Annotated in this window: 14 protein-coding genes; 4 read left to right on the top strand and 10 right to left on the bottom strand. The window is 53.6% G+C overall.

From position 1 onward, the window contains the following. Positions 1 to 13: 13 nt before the first annotated feature. The 4 genes from proY to phoB all read right to left on the bottom strand — a co-directional run bounded on the left by proY (position 14) and on the right by phoB (position 5,229). Positions 14 to 1,387: a proline-specific permease ProY gene (gene proY / locus OGX92_RS02550; protein ID WP_003021504.1), complete on the bottom strand. Its 1,374-nt coding sequence runs from the start codon at positions 1,385 to 1,387 to the stop codon at positions 14 to 16. A gap of 81 nt (positions 1,388 to 1,468) precedes the next feature. Further along, entirely contained in the window at positions 1,469 to 2,788 is a 1,320-nt protein-coding gene (brnQ, locus tag OGX92_RS02545) for a branched-chain amino acid transporter carrier protein BrnQ (RefSeq protein ID WP_003021501.1), read from the bottom strand. A 405-nt stretch (positions 2,789 to 3,193) separates the two neighbouring features. Further along, entirely contained in the window at positions 3,194 to 4,489 is a 1,296-nt protein-coding gene (gene phoR / locus OGX92_RS02540; protein ID WP_286586209.1) for a phosphate regulon sensor histidine kinase PhoR, read from the bottom strand. A 50-nt stretch (positions 4,490 to 4,539) separates the two neighbouring features. Further along, positions 4,540 to 5,229 (bottom strand): phosphate response regulator transcription factor PhoB, encoded by a 690-nt coding sequence (gene phoB, locus OGX92_RS02535; RefSeq protein ID WP_003830970.1) that lies wholly within the window; start codon positions 5,227 to 5,229, stop codon positions 4,540 to 4,542. A gap of 190 nt (positions 5,230 to 5,419) precedes the next feature. Between phoB and sbcD the strand changes: the two genes are divergently transcribed. From sbcD to araJ, 3 genes are all read left to right on the top strand, one after another. Beyond that, positions 5,420 to 6,622 (top strand): exonuclease subunit SbcD, encoded by a 1,203-nt coding sequence (gene sbcD, locus OGX92_RS02530; protein ID WP_126955932.1) that lies wholly within the window; start codon positions 5,420 to 5,422, stop codon positions 6,620 to 6,622. Next, complete coding sequence (gene sbcC, locus OGX92_RS02525) at positions 6,619 to 9,762, top strand: exonuclease subunit SbcC (RefSeq protein WP_197385235.1); 3,144 nt, start codon at positions 6,619 to 6,621, stop codon at positions 9,760 to 9,762. The genes sbcD and sbcC overlap by 4 nt, the downstream gene beginning before the upstream one ends. 192 nt (positions 9,763 to 9,954) lie before the next feature. Further along, entirely contained in the window at positions 9,955 to 11,127 is a 1,173-nt protein-coding gene (araJ, locus tag OGX92_RS02520) for an MFS transporter AraJ (protein WP_286586235.1), read from the top strand. Positions 11,128 to 11,154: 27 nt separating this feature from the next. On the opposite strand, the gene mak is transcribed toward araJ, so the two are convergent. Further along, positions 11,155 to 12,063 carry a fructokinase gene (gene mak / locus OGX92_RS02515; protein WP_063941294.1) on the bottom strand — a complete coding sequence of 303 codons (909 nt, stop codon included), beginning with the start codon at positions 12,061 to 12,063 and terminating at the stop codon, positions 11,155 to 11,157. Between the two features lie 91 nt (positions 12,064 to 12,154). Between mak and rdgC the strand changes: the two genes are divergently transcribed. After that, positions 12,155 to 13,066: a recombination-associated protein RdgC gene (rdgC, locus tag OGX92_RS02510; RefSeq protein ID WP_003021479.1), complete on the top strand. Its 912-nt coding sequence runs from the start codon at positions 12,155 to 12,157 to the stop codon at positions 13,064 to 13,066. Between the two features lie 50 nt (positions 13,067 to 13,116). Here the strand turns inward: rdgC and ppnP are convergent, their stop codons facing one another. From ppnP to OGX92_RS02485, 5 genes are all read right to left on the bottom strand, one after another. Continuing rightward, positions 13,117 to 13,401: a pyrimidine/purine nucleoside phosphorylase gene (gene ppnP, locus OGX92_RS02505; RefSeq protein ID WP_003021477.1), complete on the bottom strand. Its 285-nt coding sequence runs from the start codon at positions 13,399 to 13,401 to the stop codon at positions 13,117 to 13,119. A 71-nt stretch (positions 13,402 to 13,472) separates the two neighbouring features. Next, positions 13,473 to 14,150, bottom strand: a complete 678-nt coding sequence (locus OGX92_RS02500) for an AroM family protein (protein ID WP_003830963.1) — start codon at positions 14,148 to 14,150, stop codon at positions 13,473 to 13,475. Positions 14,151 to 14,396: 246 nt separating this feature from the next. Beyond that, positions 14,397 to 14,588: a protein YaiA gene (gene yaiA / locus OGX92_RS02495; RefSeq protein WP_003021472.1), complete on the bottom strand. Its 192-nt coding sequence runs from the start codon at positions 14,586 to 14,588 to the stop codon at positions 14,397 to 14,399. A gap of 26 nt (positions 14,589 to 14,614) precedes the next feature. Next, complete coding sequence (gene aroL, locus OGX92_RS02490; protein WP_191221775.1) at positions 14,615 to 15,160, bottom strand: shikimate kinase AroL; 546 nt, start codon at positions 15,158 to 15,160, stop codon at positions 14,615 to 14,617. 186 nt (positions 15,161 to 15,346) lie between these two features. Next, positions 15,347 to 15,802 (bottom strand): YaiI/YqxD family protein, encoded by a 456-nt coding sequence (locus tag OGX92_RS02485; protein ID WP_003830959.1) that lies wholly within the window; start codon positions 15,800 to 15,802, stop codon positions 15,347 to 15,349. Positions 15,803 to 15,876 lie beyond the last annotated feature (74 nt).

The raw sequence follows: 15,876 nt of genomic DNA, 5'->3' as shown, positions 1-15,876 counted from the left end.
CCCGGCAAAAATATTACTGTGCTTCAGCCAGTTGGCGCTCGCGACGGCGCTTGAATCCCCAGCCGACCAGCAGCAGAACAATCCACGCAAAGCCGACGTACAGCGAAATGCGGGTATCCGGATGATAGCCGATGAGCGCGATGATAAAGACCAGGAAAATTAGGCCAACAACAGTCGTCGTTACCCCACCCGGTACTTTAAATTTCAGCGCTTTGACCTCTTCCGGCGGCAGACGACGACGGAAAGCAATCTGCGACAACAGGATCATAATCCACACCCATACCGTGGCGAAAGTCGCCAAAGAGGCGATCACCAGGAAGACGTTTTCCGGCATGATGTAGTTAAGATACACCGCAAACAGCAGCGCGATAGTCATCACCATTACCGTCACCCACGGCACGCCACGACGCGACGTCTTGGCGAACATTTTCGGGGCACTGCCCTGCTCCGCCATGCCGTGCAGCATACGCCCCACACCGAAGACGTCAGAGTTAATAGCCGACAGCGACGCAGTCAGAACCACAAAGTTGAGGATCCCGGCAGCAAAGGTAATACCCATATGCTGGAACGTCATAACGAACGGGCTACCGTCGGTACCCACCTGGTTCCACGGGTAGATAGACATAATGACGAACAGCGTCCCCACATAAAACACCAGGATACGCATTGGTACGGAATTGATGGCGCGCGGAATAGATTTTTCCGGATCTTTGGCTTCGCCTGCGGTAATCCCGATAATCTCAATCCCGCCATAGGCAAACATCACCATTTGCAGCGACATCACCATGCCGAGCCAGCCGTTGCTGAAGAAGCCACCGTTGCTCCATAAGTTATGGATACCGGTTGGTTGTCCGCCGTTGCCAATCCCCCAAATGATGATACCGAAACCGGCAACAATCATGATGATAATGGTGGCGACTTTGAAGAACGAGAACCAGAACTCCAGCTCACCAAACACCTTCACGCTCATCAGGTTGATGGCGCAGATAATCAGCACCACGCTGAGTACCCAAATCCAGTGCGGTACCGCCGGGAACCAGACGCCCATGTATATGCCGAAGGCTGTCACGTCGGCAATGGCGACAATCAGGATTTCAAAACAGTAGGTCCAGCCGGTAATGTAGCCTGCCAGCGGTCCGAGGTTTTCCTGCGCATAGCGCGAGAAGGAGCTGGCTGCCGGGTTATGAACAGACATTTCGCCCAGCGCACGCATAATAATGTACGCTGCGACACCGCCGATAATATAGGCCAGCAACACGCTTGGCCCCGCCATTTTGATGGCGTCGGCCGAGCCGTAAAACAGCCCGGTACCAATTGCTGAACCTAATGCCATAAAGCGGATGTGCCGGGTGCTCAGCCCACGCTTTAGCTTGTTATTACTTTCCATCGATTCCTAACCTGTTAACACAATAAAAAAACCACGGGGCCATGTTAATAGCCCCGTGGTTAAAACTTATTGTCAGTGATATTAGTGTGCGCTGGAGGTCACTTGTCGACCCGCGGCGCGATCCCAGATAACTGCCAGGACCACCATCACGACTGTTGGCATCAACCACGCCAGCCCCTGCTCCGCCAGCGGTAAACGCTGGGTCCAGGCCGGTAACACGTCGCCAATTGCAGAAGCTTTAATGCCATCAAGGATACCAAAAATCAGGCTGATAAACATCGCAGGTGCAATGACGCGGGAAGAATTATGCCACCATGAGCGGGTAAAGCTTAATACAACCAGTGCGATACATGGCGGATAGATAGCCGTCAGCACCGGAATAGAGATCTGAATCAGATGGCTCAGACCCAGGTTAGAAACCACCATCGAGAAGCCGCCGAGGATAAATACCAGCGTACGATAAGACAGTGGAACGTACTGGGCAAAGAACTCTGCGCAGGCGCAGGTCAGGCCAACCGCGGTGACCAGACAGGCGATGAAAATCAGCGCCGCCAGCAGGAAGCTTCCTGCACCGCCAAAGGTGTGCTGAACATACGCATGCAGAATCGCCGCGCCGTTAGCAGACTGATCGACCAGAATCGCGCTATCTGAACCCAGACGGAACAGCGCGAGATACAGCAGCGTTAAGCCCACACCCGCCATTAAACCCGCCCAAACGGTGTAACGGGTCAGCAGACGCGCTTCAGTAACACCACGCGAGCGAGCGGCGTTAACGATAACAATACCAAACACCATCGCGCCCAGCGTATCCATGGTCAGATACCCGTTCACGAAGCCATTAGAAAACGCCGCAGTTTGATAGGCTTCCATCGCATTACTGATCGGGCCTGCAGGCCAGACGATTGCAGCGACAGACAGGACCACCAGCGCCAGGATTTTCAGCGGTGCCAGGAAATTACCCACCGTATCCAGCAGTTTGCCTGGATAAAGCGAAACCAGAATGACAATCGCGAAATAGATAACACTATAGATAAACAGCGGCAGCGCAGAGTCACCAGTCAGCGGTGCAATCCCGACTTCGAAAGAGACCGTCGCGGTACGCGGGGTAGCAAATAACGGCCCAACGGCCAGATAGCAAACGGTCGCCAGCAGCAGACCGGCAACTTTACCGATAGGCGTGCTCAGTCGGTCCACACCACCGCCGACTTTCGCCAGCGCGACAACGGTAAGTACCGGCAGGCCAACGGCGGTAATCAAAAAGCCAAAAGCCGCAGTCCAGACGTGTTCACCTGCCTGCAAACCAACCATTGGGGGGAAGATGATGTTACCTGCACCAACGAACAGTGCAAATGTCATAAATCCCAAAGCGATAATATCGCGCGATTTTAACTGATGGGTCATAAAGTCTTACTGCCTGTGGATGTGGTGTTGAAAATAGTAAATTTTTGCCTTTCCCTGGGGGACAATACAGCGGCATTTTTGCTCAATTCCAGCGGGAAACACTCCCGACCTGGCGCGGCGAAGAATAGTTTTTCGATTTACCGCGTAAATGCAGTCGGTATGACAGCACCTGGAGCGCAATTTAAACGCTTATAACGTTTTAAAGCAAGGTGGGATCCAAAAACCAGAACAATATAGCGATATGAAAAATAGGGTTAGCACAAAAAACCATTTCATGGAAAAAGGTATGGGTAATAATTCGAACAAAAAACAATCAAACGTCGTAAAATTCAGGAGGCATCTATTGACCACATAAAAAAAACCAGCTTGCGCTGGCTTTTGGAAAGATTATCTTACGAATACGTCTTAGCCGTTACTTTTGGCAATGAAACGTTCCGGGATCATGAAACTAAATCGCGTCCCTTTGCCTGGTTCGCTTTCGATGTTCAAACGGCTGTCGTGATGATGCAGCGCATGTTTCACGATAGCCAGACCCAGCCCGCTACCGCCCGTTTGTCGCGATCTCGCCTTATCCACACGATAAAAACGCTCGGTCAAACGTGGTATATGCTCGGGGGCAATGCCCGGACCGTTGTCTTCCACGCAAAACTCCGCCCCCGACGCCACATGCTGCCAGCGTACGATAATGTGCGTTCCCGCTGGTGTGTGGTTAACCGCGTTGTACACGAGATTCGAGATAGCGCTACGCAACTGCTCCTCGTTGCCTCGCACGTTCAGGCTGTTATCGACATCAAAGGTAAACGTATGTTTATGCTGGCTCAGGGTTTGCGCTTCGTGCTCGATCACGCGCAGCATCATGGGCACATCGACTTTCTCATTCAGCTGCAACGTCGGCGCAGCTTCAATTTTTGACAGCGTCAGCAGCTGTTTCACCAGACCTTCCATACGGTACGTTTGTTCACGCATGGTATGCAGCGCTTTTTCGCGCGTTGTCCCTTCCAGCGGATGCTCCTGCATCATTTCCAGGTAGCCTTGCAGCACCGTCAGCGGTGTGCGCAGCTCATGGCTGGCGTTGGCGAAAAAGTTACGCCGTGAACCTTCCAGTTGGTGCATCTGGGTAACGTCGCGTGCCACCATCAACAATTGCTTATCGGTATAGGGCATCACGCGAATTTCCAGATGCCGTCCGGTATTGAGCACCAGATTGATTGGCCGGCTAAAATCGCGCGTTTTCAGATATTGTGTGAATTCCGGGTAGCGCAGCAGGTTAAGAATATTTTGCCCGCTATCGTCCGGCCAACGCAGTCCCAGAACCTGCTGAGCCAGTCCGTTACACCAGAAGATACCGCCTTCTTCGGTGGTCAACACCACCGCGTCGGGTAGGGATTCCGCCCCGCTGCGAAAACGTTTAATCAGGTTACCCAGTTCTCGACGGCGCTTTTTGTTGCGAAGCTGCATTTGATGCAGCCCATATAACAACGGCTCCCAACTGCCTCGCCCTGGTGGCGGCGTCATACTTCTGTCGACCCATAACCACCAGGATAAACGTAATAAATTCCAGAAATGCCAGATAAGCAGGCCCGTTACCGACGCCAGTAAAAACCAGGGCAGGTAACCGAAAAAAGCGCTAAGGATAAATGCCGGTATGCAGCACAGGATCAGCTCCAGTACCAACCTTTTCCATGACAATCGTTCTAGCAAACGTCTTACTCCATAAACGACCTAATCCATCAGGCCCTGATTCTTGTCAGTCAAAAGCGGGTCGAAAAACGATATCCCGTCCCGCGAACTGTCTGCACCATACGATCGTGTCCGCTGTGCTCCAGCGCTTTACGTAATCGGCGGATATGCACATCAACTGTCCGGTCTTCCACGTAGACATTGGTTCCCCAGACATGATTGAGGAGCTGTTCACGACTGTATACGCGTTCGGGGTGAGTCATAAAGAAGTGCAACAGTTTGAATTCGGTCGGCCCCATATCCAGCGGTTCTTCGCCGGTCATCACGCGATGCGAAGTGGGATCAAGACTCAGCCCCTGCATCTCAATCACCTCTTCCACCGCCATGGGGGAAATTCGACGCAGCACAGCTTTAATACGCGCCACCAGCTCTTTGGGAGAAAACGGCTTGGTAATATAGTCATCCGCACCGGTTTCCAGACCCCGGACGCGATCTTCCTCTTCTCCCCTCGCCGTCAGCATCATCACGGGGATGTCCCGTGTCATGGCTTCGCGCTTGAGATGCTTAATAAACTGTAGACCCGAGCCGCCGGGAAGCATCCAGTCAAGCAGGACGAGATCCGGCCAGGGTTCATTGAGTTGGTTCACAGCACTGTCATAGTCTTCGGCTTCTACGGGTTGAAAACCGTTTTGCTCGAGCACGAAGCAGACCATTTCACGAATTGGAGCTTCATCTTCTACGACCAGAATACGTCTCGCCATGATTTGCCCTGTTTATAATTAAATCGTTTGCCATCAATACGGTGCCATTATGCGTCAGTTTTATGACAGATTTATGAAAAGATAGTCCAGGTTTAACGCAGCCAGACGAATTATGACAGCCCGGAGACAAGATATTACCGTCCCTGAAAGGTTATAATCCCCGCCACTGTTTTATCGTCATGGAACTCTTATGCGCATCCTTCACACGTCTGACTGGCATCTGGGCCAAAATTTCTACAGCAAGAGCCGCGCCGCTGAACATCAGGCCTTTCTCGACTGGCTGCTGGAGACGGCACAATCCCAGCAGGTGGATGCCATTATTGTGGCTGGCGATATTTTCGATACCGGCTCACCGCCAAGCTACGCCCGTGAGCTGTATAACCGTTTTGTCGTCAATCTGCAGCAAACTGGCTGTCATCTGGTGGTGCTGGCAGGCAACCACGATTCCGTCGCCACGCTCAATGAATCCCGCGATATTCTGGCGTTTCTCAACACCACGGTCGTTGCCAGCGCCGGCCATGCGCCGCAGGTACTGCCGCAACGTGATGGCACGCCGGGAGCGATCCTGTGTCCGGTTCCTTTCTTACGACCACGTGACATCATTACCAGCCAGGCCGGGCTAACCGGACAAGAAAAACAGCAGCATCTGCTGGGGGCGATCACCGACTATTACCAGCAGCAGTATCAGGACGCCTGCACGCTGCGTGGCGATCGAAACCTGCCCATCATTGCGACCGGGCATTTGACCACCGTTGGCGCCAGTAAAAGTGACGCCGTACGTGACATTTATATCGGTACGCTGGACGCCTTTCCGGCGCAAAACTTTCCACCCGCGGACTACATCGCACTGGGGCATATTCACCGGGCGCAGGTTATCGGCGGGACGGACCATATTCGCTACTGCGGTTCACCGATTGCCCTCAGTTTTGACGAGTGCGGCAAAAACAAATGTGTACATCTGGTGAGCTTTGAAGCGGGGAAACTCAGCGCCGTTGAAAATCTCACCGTACCGGTCACCCAGCCGCTTGCGGTACTGAAAGGCGATTTAGCTGCCATTACCACCCAGCTTGAACAGTGGCGTAACGTACCACAAGAGCCGCCGATATGGCTGGATATTGAAATCACCACCGACGACTATCTGCATGACATGCAACGTAAGATCCAGGCCTTAACCGAAGATTTACCGGTCGAGGTGTTATTGGTGCGCCGCAGTCGGGAACAACGTGAACGTATTATGGCCAGTGAACGACGCGAAACGTTAAGCGAGCTAAGCGTAACGGAAGTTTTTGACCGCCGCCTGGCGCTGGAAGAGCTCGAAGAGCCTCAGCGCGAGCGGTTGAATCAGCTGTTTAGCGCAACCTTACACACGCTTGCAGGGGAGAGTGAAGCATGAAAATTCTCAGCCTGCGCCTGAAGAACCTCAACTCCCTGAAGGGAGAATGGAAAGTCGATTTCACGGCAGAACCTTTTGCCAGCAACGGGTTGTTCGCCATCACCGGGCCAACGGGCGCGGGGAAAACCACCCTGCTGGACGCGATATGCCTCGCCCTGTACCACGAAACGCCACGCCTGAATAACGTGTCACAGTCGCAAAATGACCTGATGACCCGCGACACTGCGGAGTGTCTGGCCGAGGTCGAGTTTGAGGTGCGCGGCGAAGCCTACCGCGCATTCTGGAGTCAGAACCGGGCACGCAACCAGCCTGAGGGCAACCTGCAGGTCCCGCGCGTAGAGCTGGCCCGCTGCGCCGACGGTAAAATCCTCGCCGATAAAGTCAAAGACAAGCTGGAGATGACAGCCGAGCTTACCGGGCTGGATTACGGGCGTTTTACCCGTTCGATGCTGCTGTCTCAGGGGCAGTTTGCCGCCTTTCTTAATGCCAAACCGAAAGAGCGCGCCGAGCTGCTGGAAGAGTTAACCGGTACTGAGATCTACGGCCAAATCTCCGCCATGGTGTTTGAAAAGCACAAGTCAGCGCGTACAGAACTGGAAAAGCTGCAGGCCCAGGCCAGCGGCGTTGCGCTGTTAGCACCAGAGCAGGTGCAGTCCCTGACAGAAAGTTTGCAGGTACTTACTGACGAAGAAAAACAATACCTTACCAGCCAACAAATCCAGCAACAGCACCTCAACTGGCTTATTCGGCAAAATGAGCTTCAGACGGACATAAACCGCCACCAGCAGGCATTACAGGCAGCACTTCAGGTGCAAGAAGACGCGCAGCCGCAGCTGGCAGCGCTGAGCCTGGCGCAGCCAGCCAGAGCATTACGCCCACACTGGGAGCGAATCCAGGAACAAACGGCTACTATCGAGCGCACGCGCCAGAAGATTCAGGAAGTGAATACTCGCTTACAAAGCAGCTTAGCGCTGCGCGGGCGCATCCGTCAGCAGGCGCACACGCAATCGACCGCGATACTCGCCGAACAACAGACGTTAACCGACTGGCTGAACGAACATGACCGCTTCCGCTTATGGAGTAGCGAACTGGCAGGATGGAAAGCGCTTCTGGCGCAACAGTCCGACGCCAGCGCCCAGCTACGCCAGTGGCAGCAGTTGCGGGAGAACGACACCCGTAAGCTCAATGCACTAACGCTTCCCGCGCTGACCCTTTCGCCTCAGGAGGTAACGGATGCGTTGGCACAACATGTGCAGCTTCGTCCGCTACGCCAGCGGCTGAGCAATCTGCACGGGCAAATCGCCCCGAAGCAAAAGCAACTGGCACAGTTACGCGCCACGCTTGTACAGCGTCAGCAAGAGCTAACTCAGCGCAACGCGGTGCTTGCCGAAAAACGTCAGCGCTATAAAGATAAAAATCAGCAACTTACCGATGTAAAAGTCATTTGCGAGCAGGAAGCCCGCATCAAAGATCTGGAAAGCCAACGGGCATTATTGCAATCCGGCATGCCTTGCCCGCTATGCGGCTCCACCGCACATCCGGCGATTGAACGCTATCAAACGCTCGAACTGAGCGTGAATCAGACGCGGCGTGAAGCGCTGGAAAAAGAGGTCAAAACGCTGGCCGATGAAGGTTCCACGTTACGCGGCCAGCTTGAGGCGATCACGCAGCAACTTCAGCGGGATGAACGCGAAGCACAGACGCTTTCTCAGGAGGAGCAAGCACTTACTCAAGAGTGGCTGACCGTCACCGCCAGCCTCAACGTCACGCTACAACCGCAGGATGACATTGCCCCGTGGCTGGCCGCTCAGGAAGAGCACGAACAACAGCTTCACCAGTTGAGCCTGCGTCATACCCTGCAGGCGCAAATCGCAGCCCATACCGAGCAGATTACCCAGCTCCAGCAGCATATTGACCAGCGCCAGGCGATGCTAACCGTCGAGCTGGCCCGTCATGGTCTGGCCCTTCCGCCAGAGGATAACGTTGCCTCATGGCTAAGCGAACGGGCGAACGAAGCGCAAATGTGGCAACAGCGCCAGAATGAACTGACCGAGTTACAGGCCCGGATTGCCCAGCTTGCGCCGCTGCTGGAAACGCTGCCAGAAACCGAGGCGCTTTCTGAAGACATTGAGGATTTGTCGCTGGAAAACTGGCGGCAGGTGCACGACGATTGCCTCTCTTTACAGGGACAGTGGCAAACCTTGCAACAGCAGGAGGCGCAGGACGTTCAGCGCGCCGCAGACATTCAGGCGCAGTTTGATTCCGCATTGCAGGCCAGCATCTTTGACAATCGTGACGCCTTTATTGCCGCCCTGCTGGATGAAGAGACTTTCAACCGTCTTGAGCAGTTGAAGCAATCGCTGGAAAGCCAGCAACAACAGGCGCAAACGCTGCTTAATCAGGCCCAGCAGGCGCTGACGACTCATCAACAGCAGCAACCAACCGGGGTAGATCTCTCGCTTACCGCACAACATCTACACGACGCGCTGGCGCAGCTCACCCAGCTGCTACGCGATAACACGACTCGTCAGGGCGAAATTCGCCAGCAGCTTAAGCAAGATGCTGAAAACCGCCAGCAGCAGCAGGCGCTGATGCAGGAGATTGAAAAAGTCGCACAGCAGGTCGAAGACTGGGGGTATTTGAATGCGCTGATCGGCTCGAAAGAGGGAGATAAGTTCCGCAAATTTGCCCAGGGGCTGACGCTGGATAACCTCGTCTGGCTTGCCAACAACCAGTTAACCCGTCTGCACGGTCGCTATTTGTTGCAGCGCAAGGCCAGCGAAGCGTTAGAGCTGGAAGTGGTTGATACCTGGCAGGCCGATGCGGTGCGTGACACGCGTACGCTTTCCGGCGGCGAGAGCTTCCTGGTGAGTCTGGCGCTGGCGCTGGCATTATCCGATCTGGTCAGCCACAAAACACGAATTGACTCCCTGTTCCTCGACGAAGGCTTCGGCACGCTGGACAGTGAAACGCTGGATACCGCTCTGGACGCGCTGGATGCGCTCAACGCTACCGGTAAAACCATTGGCGTCATCAGCCACGTCGAAGCAATGAAAGAACGCATTCCGGTGCAGATCAAGGTGAAAAAAATCAACGGTCTGGGCTACAGCAAACTCGACAAGATGTTTGCGGTGGAGTAATCGACCAGCGGATGTGGTGTCACAGGCCGGATAAGCGCTAGCGCCATCCGGCACTCTATGTAGCACAATATTGCATACTCAGGGACGGATATGAAATGGCATTCCACTTCGCTTATCCGCAAGCTATCGCTATTGGCGGCGAACGTTCGCCGCTATGACGCACATCCTGCGTCTTTCTTGTTGGCAGGTGGTATGAAAAAAGTCATTTTCTCTTTAGCGCTGGGAACATTTGGGCTGGGCATGGCCGAGTTTGGCATTATGGGCGTTCTCACCGAGCTGGCGCAGGACGTGGGAATTTCTATTCCTGCCGCTGGCCATATGATCTCGTTTTACGCCTTTGGCGTGGTGCTGGGCGCCCCCATTATTGCGCTCTTTTCCAGCCGTTTTTCACTCAAGCATATTCTGCTGTTTCTGGTCACACTGTGTGTGATTGGCAACACCATCTTCACCCTCTCCTCCTCCTATTTTATGCTGGCGGTAGGCAGGCTGGTCTCCGGCTTCCCGCATGGTGCGTTTTTTGGCGTTGGCGCAATAATCCTGTCGAAGCTCGCCCGTCCGGGAAAAGTCACCGCCGCCGTCGCGGGTATGATTTCGGGGATGACCGTAGCCAATCTGGTTGGCATTCCTTTCGGCACCTGGCTGAGTCAGGAATTTAGCTGGCGCTATACGTTCCTGCTGATTGCCGTCTTTAATATCGCCGTGATGGTCTCGGTCGCTTTTTGGGTACCCAACATCAGCGATGAAGCAAAAGGAAAACTGCGCGAACAATTTCACTTTTTGAAAAGCCCCGCCCCGTGGCTCATTTTCTCCGCCACCATGTTCGGTAACGCCGGGGTTTTCGCCTGGTTCAGCTACGTCAAACCGTACATGATGTATATCTCCGGCTTCTCCGAATCGCTGATGACCTTCATCATGATGCTGGTAGGATTAGGAATGGTGTTGGGAAATCTGCTGAGCGGTCGGCTGTCTGGTCGCTATACGCCGCTGCGCATTGCGGTGATAACCGACTTCGTGATTGTGCTGGCTCTGCTGTTGCTCTTTGCCTTTGGCGGGATCAAAGTCGCGTCGCTGACCTTCGCCTTTATTTGCTGCGCGGGCCTGTTTGCCCTGTCGGCGCCGCTGCAAATTTTACTGCTGCAAAATGCTAAAGGAGGGGAGCTGCTGGGTGCGGCTGGCGGGCAAATTGCCTTTAACCTCGGCAGCGCGATTGGCGCTTATTGCGGTGGCATGATGCTGACGCTGGGCTTTGCCTACAACTACGTGACACTGCCGGCGGCACTACTGTCGTTTTCTGCGATGTCGTCACTGTTGCTGTACGGTCGCCTGAAGCGCGCAGTCCCCCAGATGACACACGCTGCCGGATAGCATCTGCGCTACCCGGCTACGCGAACATTACTCCTGCGGCCACAGCCAGGCCGCACCGCGTACACCGCTGGAATCCCCGTGTAGCGCCTTGCGTAGAGGCGTTTCGCACTCGCCACCAAAGACAAACTGCTTAATCAACGTCGGAACGTTTTGATACAGTCGGTCGACATTGCTCATTCCGCCACCCAGCACAATGACGTCCGGATCGAGAATATTCACCACATGAGCCAGTGATTTCGCCAGACGACGCTCATAGCGGCTCAACGCTTGCTCCGCAAGAGCATCCTGCGCATTAACAAGGCTGATAATTTCATTACCTTTGAGCTTCTTACCGCTCAGACGCTGGTAGTCGGTGGCAAAACCGGTCCCGGAAATGAAGGTTTCAATGCAGCCTTGCTTGCCACAATAACAGGGGACTTCCTGTCGAAAACGCAGCTCATCTTCGTCCATCCACGGCAGCGGATTATGCCCCCACTCCCCTGCGGTACCGTTGCCGCCGGTGTGCGCCCGACCATTCAGTGCCACGCCTGCGCCACATCCAGTGCCGATAATCACCGCAAACACGGTTTGCGCCCCCGCCGCCGCACCATCCACCGCTTCTGAAACCGCCAGACAGTTGGCATCATTTGCCAACCGCACTTCGCGATTCAGACGCGAACTCAGGTCTTTGTCAAAAGGTTGTCCGTTAAGCCAGGTCGAGTTGGCATTCTTTACCACCCCGGTGTAGGGCGAGATTGAACCTGGAATGCCCATTCCCACGGTTCCCGTCTGCCCGGTGGCGTTTTCCGCCATCTCCACCAGCGTGGCGATGGTTTCTATCGTTTGCCGATAATCATCACGCGGCGTGGGCAGGCGATGGCGAAAAAGCTGCTCGCCCGCATCGCCAAGCGCAATAACTTCCGTTTTCGTACCGCCCAAATCGATACCTATACGCACTGTTTGCTCCTCTTCCCGATTAACAATGCAAGCATAGCGACAATTCGCTATCATGCCCGCTGGATTTAACGACAAGGCCGTGGAAATTATCATGCTGTGGTTCAAAAATTTAATGGTTTACCGTCTTAGCCGCGATGTTTCTTTGCGAGCCGAAGAGATGGAAAAACAGCTGGCATCAATGACGTTCACCCCTTGCGGTAGCCAGGATATGGCAAAAATGGGCTGGGTTCCGCCGATGGGATCGCACAGCGATGCATTAACGCATACCGCCAATGGCCAAATTATTATCTGCGCCCGCAAAGAAGAAAAAATTCTGCCGTCGCCGGTTATCAAACAGGCGCTGGAAGCCAAAATATTCAAACTGGAAGCTGAGCAAGGTCGCAAACTTAAGAAGACCGAAAAAGACTCGCTGAAAGATGAAGTTCTGCACTCATTGCTGCCGCGCGCCTTTAGCCGCTTCAGCCAGACAATGATGTGGATCGATACCGTCAACGATCTGATCATGGTTGATTGTGCGAGCGCGAAAAAAGCCGAAGATACGCTGGCGCTGCTGCGTAAGAGTCTCGGTTCGCTGCCGGTCGTTCCGTTGACGATGGAAAACCCTATTGAGCTGACGCTGACCGAATGGGTTCGCTCCGGCACCACGGCGCAGGGCTTCCAACTGCTGGATGAAGCTGAACTGAAAGCGATCCTTGAAGACGGCGGTGTGATCCGCGCGAAAAAGCAGGATCTGGTCTGCGACGAAATCGCCGTGCATATCGAAGCGGGCAAACTGGTCACCAAGCTGGCCCTCGACTGGCAGCAACGCATTCAGTTTGTTATGTGTGACGACGGCTCCATTAAGCGCCTGAAGTTCAGCGACGAGCTGCGCGATCAGAATGAAGATATCGACCGCGAAGATTATGCTCAGCGTTTTGATGCCGATTTCATCCTGATGACAGGTGAACTGGCGGCGCTGATTAAAAGTCTGGTGGAAGGATTAGGCGGCGAAGCGCAACGTTAAGCCGTGTTTAGCGAATGGCGACTCAATATCGCCATTCGTCATTTTTACGCTTACAGGTAACGGCAAAGATAGGATGTTGGCTCTGCTACCTGCAGATGAAACTCGCTGTTGCCCGGTACGTTAAACACGTCTCCTGCGGCATACACTTTCCACTCGGTTTCCCCTGGCAGCAGCACGTTCAGTGCGCCACTAACTACCGTCATCTCTTCAGGCGCCGCAGTACCAAAGGTATATTCACCTTCAGCCATCACGCCTACACTGGCGCGGCCAGTACTGCTGCTGGTAAAACCGATCGATTTTACTTTGCCGGAAAAGTATTCATTACTTTGAAGCATACAACTGGCCCTATCTCGTGATTAAGTTAGGAACCAATATAGGGGGCTGACGTTCCACCTGTCACGCAAAATTACGCCAGCAATTCCGAAGCCAGTCGAGCAATCAACACATTGGACAACAGAACCGGGACATCCAGCGACTTTTGCAGTAAATCACGATGACGTTGATGAAACCCCAGGCAGTCCAGCATAAGAACATCAGCACCTTGCTCAAGGAGATATTTCCCGGCATCAATCAGCTGTTGTTCGGAACCTTCTACTGGATTCGCCACGGCGTACACTGGCGGAGTTTGTAACACCTGCCACTTTTGTGTCTGGGCTTTGAGCAATTCAGCAACAGGTACAATGACCCCAACCTGATGCCCTTCGACAATTGAAGCCACTAACGGGGGAATAATGCGTATGGGTTCCAACAAGATACTATTGCGGGCGGTCAGACGGGTGATTGAGGCGGTACTCATCAGCAGGATCACATCAAATCCCTGATTATCGAGAACCTCCACAATGCTTTGCAGCGAGCGTTCCACTTTCTGACGTGAGACATGAGCAAGTTGGTGGTCGCTAAGCAGTGTTAATAACAGCTCGTCACCGGGTGAAGCCCCGTACTCGGCCATCACATCTTCTCGCTGCATCTGCCCCAGCAGACTGTGGTGAGTAATGTGCTGTTCATCAATATATTCCGTCAGGAGCGGTAACATCTCACACATCGGCACAACGCCAATCGTGAGGATAGCCAACGACGTACTCATTTGTTGCTCCACCGTCTTCTTACTTTGCTGTGAAATCCCGGATAAGTGCCGGGCGCTGACCTGTGCTACAAATGCTCAAAAGCGTAGCAGTAGATCGGCGGTGTATTGTGTAAAGATTCCAGATCATTCCAGTACTGGATTGTTATTGTTTAATTTTCAATTTTTACTGTATACGGCGAAATTTAAAATAATGTGATGCACGCCCGGACTGGCACTTTTAAGACTCGTGCCAGAGCGGTCTTCATATCAGGTTTTATCGGGGTCTTCGTAGCGTTTTTTAGCATCCATCGCTTCCTGAGCTGAAGGATGCTCACTGATCAACGAATTCGGTTTAGGGTGATCGGCACGAAGTTGATACCAGGTTACCGTCTGGCCTGGCGTCCCTTTTTCAACCGTAACAATGGTCGCTTGACGTGGGTAAGGTGGTTGTGTCGGCATAGTTCTTCCTTTTCACTGGATGAACATTAAGTATAGACACCGCCCTGCAACCGTGGCGCTGCCTGCGCCAGTATTCCAAGAATGTCTTCCACTACCTGCGAAGGCGGATTGGTGGCATCAACGATATAGTGCGCAGCCTCGCGATACAAAACATCGCGCTGGGCGAGCACTTCCTGAACCTCTTCGGTCAACGGCTTGCCGGTTAGAGTCGGTCGTAATCCTTCTTCAGGCGTGGCCTCCAGACGATCAACCAGTACCGATACCGGTGCGCTTAGATAGATAACCACGCCGTGGCTGCGCATGTAGCGGCGATTAAACTCGGTAAGAATGATACCGCCGCCGGTCGCAACAACCGTGGCAGGAGCTGTGACAGCCTGCAGAGCGGTCGTTTCCTGGGCACGAAACCCTTCCCATCCTTCTCTTTCGACGATTTCCGCCACGGTCATTTGCACGTGCGATTGCAACCAGCGATCGGTATCAACGAACTGGAAATCAATAGCCTTTGCCAGCACCATACCGGTTGTCGTCTTACCACACCCCCGGGGGCCAACAAGAAAAAGAGGTTGCGTCATCACAGAATTTCCCCAGAGAGCCGCCAACAAGCGGGATCTGATGCGGTTAAAAATATAATCATATCATCAAACTAGTACACCGCCAAAACTGTAAATAAAAAATTACAGAAGAAATGGCGAGGTGAGTTAACCCCTACTATAACAAGAATTCACAATGAATAAAGTGTAAATAATAAATTACACACTCTATTTTCTACGCTGAACTTCCAGCCACCACTTATCCAGTTCAGCCGCAAAATGCTGTCTGTCGCGGGGCGAAAGGCTATCCGGCCCCCCGGTCTGAATACCGCTGGCACGCAGTGTATCCATAAAATCACGCATCATCAGACGCTCACGGATCGTCGCGTCGGTATAACGTTCGCCACGCGGGTTAAGCGCCGCCGCACCCTTTTCAATCACTTCAGCCGCCAGCGGAATATCTGCCGTTATCACTAAATCACCGGCGCTGCACTGACGCACAATCTCGTTATCAGCCACGTCAAAGCCCGCAGGCACACGTAATGTGCTGATGAAACGCGAAGGCGGGACGCGCAGGCTTTGATTGGCCACTAAAACAAGCGGCATTTGCATGCGCTCAGAGGCGCGGTACAAAATGTCTTTAATCACATTCGGACACGCATCGGCATCCACCCATATTGTCATAACTTCTCCCCACTGGTGTGCTGTCGCACATTGTCGCGTGCTTTTACTTTCAGGCAAAGTGCTGTTTCTCCTTC

The sequence above is a fragment of the Citrobacter sp. Cpo089 genome (assembly GCF_030332695.1).
GTDB lineage: Bacteria > Pseudomonadota > Gammaproteobacteria > Enterobacterales > Enterobacteriaceae > Citrobacter > Citrobacter portucalensis.
Note: the sequence above shows the minus strand (reverse complement) of the source record. Positions and strands in the feature narration are given on the sequence as shown.